We start from the raw sequence: 4,970 nt of genomic DNA on the forward strand, positions 1-4,970 counted from the left end.
AATATTGAGCATTAAACATAAAATTAAAGAAATTGTAGCTATATAAATAATTTTTTTCATCACTCTAATACCTCCAAATAGATTTAGTCAATAAACTGAAAATCTTGAATTTAATAAACAAGATTAGTTTTAATCCAGATTAACACCTCCCTTCATAAATAAATCGCTGGAAATTTCTTTATATTTTTTATTATAATATATCATAATGTATTAATCTATTTTTTTTAAGTTGGGCTGAATTTTTCTTCAAATAATAAAATACAAATCATTTATAAACGTAAAAACAAAAATATAGTAACATCATTTAAAAACTCGAATAATTTCATCTTTTGCAGAATATATTAAATCTTTTTCAATAATATTATTTTTATTTTTTATTTTAATTCCATAATCCCTTTCTTTTATCTCTCCAATTAAATAAGAATTAATCCCTTCTTTTGCTAAAAGGCTAATTATTTTACCCGATTCACTTTTAGAGGTCACAATCAATAAAGTTCCTGAAGTTAAAACATTTAAGGGATTTAAATTAAATTCATTACAAAGTTTTTGTGCTTCTTCCAATAAATAAATTTTATCTTTCTCAACTAATAATCCAGACTGGGAAGCCTGTGCAATTTCATAAAGCCCCGCAGACAATCCTCCCTCAGTCGGGTCATGCATGGCATGTACTTCGAATTGATTTGCTAATAAAGCTTCTTTTAAAACCGACAATCCCGGTTTATAAATAAAGTTTTGACACTTTTTTATAAATCCTTCTGAATATCCTTTATCCCTTAATTCCTCTTGCTTCTCCCTGGCAATAATTGCGGTTCCTTCAATAACAATACCTTTTGTGAGGATAATTACATCCCCAGGCCTGGCACCTGAAGTTGAAACAAGTTTATTCTTCTCCACTTCGCCTAACATACAGCCAACTACAATCGGACGATCGAGATTATAACTAATTTCGGTGTGACCGCCAATAACTGCTATATTTAATTGATTACAGGCATTATATATCTGGGAAAAAATATTTTCAACAAGTTCTTCAGTAGTTTTGTTCTCCGGCAGGAGAATAGTAGCCTGAAACCATTTAGGAACTGCTCCCCTTGTGGCAATATCATTGGCATTAACCTGAACAGCATACCAACCTATTTCCTGTGTTGCAAAAGTTATAGGATCGGTTTTGGCAACCAGATACCTGTCCGGATATTCTATAACAGCAGCGTCTTCTCCAAGTTTAGGTCCAATAATCACACGTGAATCAGGCTTGCTTTGATAATTTTCAAGCAATTTTTCGAGAAATGAAAATTCTAATTTACCCAGAGGTAATTTATTTTTCATATTTTCTCCACGAACTAAAATATTTTCCTTCATCAATAACTTGAACCTGGTGATTGGTTAACCAAAGCATTTGCACTGCTTCCGGACCATAAAGGCCATTAATTTCTAAAAATCCATCAGGCAAACGATAAAGAATAAGAAGAAGCATCAGCTTCTGTTTTCTGCTTATTAAATTCCAGTCAAATCGCAAAGGGACAACCTCTGCTGATATAAACTGCCCCCTTTTCAGCTCTTCATTCTTTTTAATACCATATTCTCCAATCAATATAATACCTTTATCACTTTGGTCTTTTAAAAATATTATACCGTTTATAATTTCCCTGTTATCTGTTTTATGCTGAGCCTGGAGAAAGGAAGCCTGTATTTTTCCTTCAACTGTGACAGGATGACCCTGAAAGACACTAAAATTATCATACAATTCCCTGAAAGACAATTTTTCTTCTGAACTGACCTTAAAATTAACAGTTTCAGTGAAATACCCGGCCATATCATTAACTTTAATTTTTAATTGGTGGTAGTCGGAATCTGAAAGATGGTTAGCAGAATTTGAAGAACTGGCAACAAACCAGACCCCTTGTTCTTCAATAACCATTGGGAACCATTCTTCCTCATTAATTTGATATTTAACACTTATCAAAGGTGGTTTTTCAGTGTATATTTGTACTTTTATTTCTTCCAGTTGAGAAACAAAAGGTTTTGGATTAATGACCTTAATCTGCCTTTCCTGGCCAATTTCACGATAAAAACTTTCGATTTTATCTTCACTTAACTGGACAACTCGATAACCCTCCGAGCGGCCATCCGCACTGCTCCTCTTCCACCATCCTGCACATAATGAATTAGTTACTTGCTCCAAGGTGTTCTCCCCATGATGAGTTAACAGCACATCAAAATGCCAGTGGCCGGAAAAGAATATCACTTTTCTGTTTTCGAACAAACTCAGTATTTCCTCCTTGTTAGTCCAGGAATTTAATGGTATATGAGAAAAAATTAATAATGGCATATCTTCACTATAAAAAGACAAATCATGCTTTAGCCATAATACTTGCTCCTGGGGTATTTCAAAATATTGCTTGTCATTTTCAAACTGAATCGGGTCTAATACAATACAATGATAATTCCCCTGATTAAAAGAATAATAACTGGGGCCAAAGTAACTATAATATAGCCATTTATCATAACCGGGCTCTTCACTTACATCTTTCTTGTAATGTACTCCGGCCACATCATGATTACCTATAGTATGATAAACAGGCATATCCCATCTATCAACCAAGCTGATATATCTGTCAAACCATTTCCGGGTCTGTTCAATATCGGTTTTATCTCCCTCAAATACCATATCTCCGGTAACAACTGTAAAATCTGGTTTAAAACTGTTAATCTCAGAAACAGCAGTTTTTATAATATCATTATATTCCTCATCTAAAGTAACATGAGGATCAGTAAGATGGATAAAGCTGAAGTTTTGGACTTCTTCCTTTTTATCTTTTTTTAAACCAAAACTTGTGTTCTTATCAGTGTTAATACGGTACCAGGAAGTCGTCATCGAATAATCCCGCGGTAGGGTTAAGAAAATAAAAGTATCTTCTCTGTCCAGCTCAAAATTGCCCTCACTATCTGTCAAGGCTATGTCTTTTCCATTGGAAACCTGAATATTAGAAATCCCTTGTTCGCCATTTTCTCTTTTTCCATTATCATTAATATCCAGAAATACCTCTCCTCTAACCTTATTATCCCTGTCAAGAACATCTATTCTTGTTCCCAATTCTAAAAGATATATTTTACACCCATCTTTTATCTCCTGTTCTTTTAATACCGGTTCGACTGAAACACGAACTGTATTTCCTTCAGGATTAATCACTCTATAAATAGCAGCATAAATATCTATGTCAATATTCAGGAAAAGCAAGGTCAACAAAAGTGTAATAATGCTTAAATCAATAATTTTTTTCATATTTTTCTTTTATAAATCCTTATAAGTAATTGTAGCTCTAAATTAAGGAAAAGAACAAAAAAATAAATTAATGTGAATCACTTTTAAGTTAATTTTTTCCTGATAATATACCATGGTTTTACTGGTTTTCTTGTTTTAAACTGAATGATTTGTTGGGAATGTGGTGCTACTTCGATTTCCTCACCGTTTTCATCCCACATTTTATCAATTTTCTGGCTGAAAGAATCAGAATCCGGCCCAAATATCTCAATTTCATCTCCTGTAAACATTCTATTTTTCTGTTCAACTGTTACTAAATGCTTATCAGGGTCATAACCGATTACCAGTCCGGTAAAATCATAATTTTGAATATAGGAAGATTTATCATATCTCTGTTCATTCCCATCCGGTTTGTTAAAATAAAATCCTGTGGTATATTCCCTATTACTGACTTTTTTTAATTCACCCAGATATTTTTTATTAAAAGCATAGGTATCCGGATTTGAACAATATTCATCAATCTGTTTCCGGTATGCCTTTACCACCGCACCCACATAATAGGAGCCCTTCATCCTGCCTTCGATTTTAATTGCAGAGATTCCTGCTTTTATCAATGAAGGAATATGTTCTATCATACATAGATCTTTAGAATTAAAAAAATATGTCCCCTTCTCATCTTCATATACCGGCAGGTATTCTCCCGGCCTTGTCTCTTCCATAAGATAATATTTCCAGCGGCAGGAGTGGGCGCAATCACCCCTGTTGGCATCCCTGTTTATAAGATAGTTGCTTAACAGGCATCTTCCCGAATAAGAAATACACATAGCCCCATGTACAAAGGTTTCTAATTTTATTTCTGGTGAAGATTTCTTAGCTATCTCATTAATCTCAGTTAGAGATAATTCACGTGCCAGTATGACCCTCTTTACACCTTGTTCATACCAGAAATTGACTGCAGCATAATTAGTTGTATTAGCCTGAGTACTTAAATGAATCTCCATCTCGGGAATATTCTGTTTAACTATTTCAAGTATTCCAGGGTCTGACAAAATGACTGCATCTACATTCAATCCCTGCAAGGTAATCAAATATTCAGGCAACCCTTCTAAATCCTCATTATGAGCAACTATGTTAATAGTAATATAAATACGTTTACCTCGATCATGGGCAAATTTTATTCCTTCCTCTAACTGTTCTATGGTAAAATTCTTTGCCCTTGCTCTTAAACCATAGTTCAAACCACCAAGATAGACAGCATCAGCTCCATACATGATAGCTATTTTTAAATTTTCCAAATTACCGGCAGGTGCCAACAACTCCGGTTTTATCATTAGTATTCTCCTCTTATGTTATTTCTTCCTGTTTTTTATATTACAAACACTACTTCTTTTTTTTATTTAAAAGAGCTTCCTGAACACAATATAACCCTTCTCCTGCCCTGGCTGGAATAAAACACTGGTTGCAATAAATACATGTTGCCTTTCTAATATCTCCAGAGTGCCATCTTTTAATCAGTTGCGGCTCTCTGATTAATGGACGACAAAGAGCAATATAATCTGCCAAATTCTGTTCAATTAGTTCCTGTGCAACTTGAAAAGAACGTATTCCTCCAACTAATATCAAAGGAACCTTTAGGCTTTCTTTATATAATTTTGCAGCATCCCGATAATAAACTTCTTCTTCTGGTCGGTCGATTCTACCAATTCTTGAA

At 33.9% G+C, this 4,970-nt stretch carries 4 protein-coding genes; all 4 read right to left on the reverse strand.

What is annotated here, in order from left to right:
- Nucleotides 1-300 precede the first annotated feature (300 nt).
- A complete protein-coding gene (locus tag PHQ99_07770) occupies nucleotides 301-1,323 on the reverse strand; it encodes an AIR synthase family protein (GenBank protein MDD4289467.1) in 1,023 nt (340 codons plus the stop codon).
- Nucleotides 1,313-3,280, reverse strand: coding sequence for a metallophosphoesterase (locus PHQ99_07775; protein MDD4289468.1), 1,968 nt, complete (start codon nucleotides 3,278-3,280; stop codon nucleotides 1,313-1,315). Before PHQ99_07775 ends, PHQ99_07770 begins: the two co-directional genes overlap by 11 nt.
- 83 nt (nucleotides 3,281-3,363) lie before the next feature.
- A complete protein-coding gene (locus tag PHQ99_07780) occupies nucleotides 3,364-4,590 on the reverse strand; it encodes a U32 family peptidase (GenBank protein MDD4289469.1) in 1,227 nt (408 codons plus the stop codon).
- Nucleotides 4,591-4,639: 49 nt separating this feature from the next.
- On the reverse strand, nucleotides 4,640-4,970 hold a 331-nt coding region (locus PHQ99_07785), incomplete at its 5' end, for an NADH:flavin oxidoreductase (GenBank protein ID MDD4289470.1).

Source organism: Atribacterota bacterium, from assembly GCA_028703475.1.
Taxonomy (GTDB): Bacteria; Atribacterota; Phoenicimicrobiia; order Phoenicimicrobiales; family Stramentimicrobiaceae; genus JAQVMU01.

What these genes read in the sequence shown, in the direction of transcription:
- PHQ99_07770 (MDD4289467.1), bottom strand. Translation starts at nt 1,323, where the DNA reads ATGAAAAATAAATTACCTCTGGGTAAATTAGAATTTTCATTTCTCGAA.
- PHQ99_07775 (MDD4289468.1), bottom strand. Translation starts at nt 3,280, where the DNA reads ATGAAAAAAATTATTGATTTAAGCATTATTACACTTTTGTTGACCTTG.
- PHQ99_07780 (MDD4289469.1), bottom strand. Translation starts at nt 4,590, where the DNA reads ATGATAAAACCGGAGTTGTTGGCACCTGCCGGTAATTTGGAAAATTTA.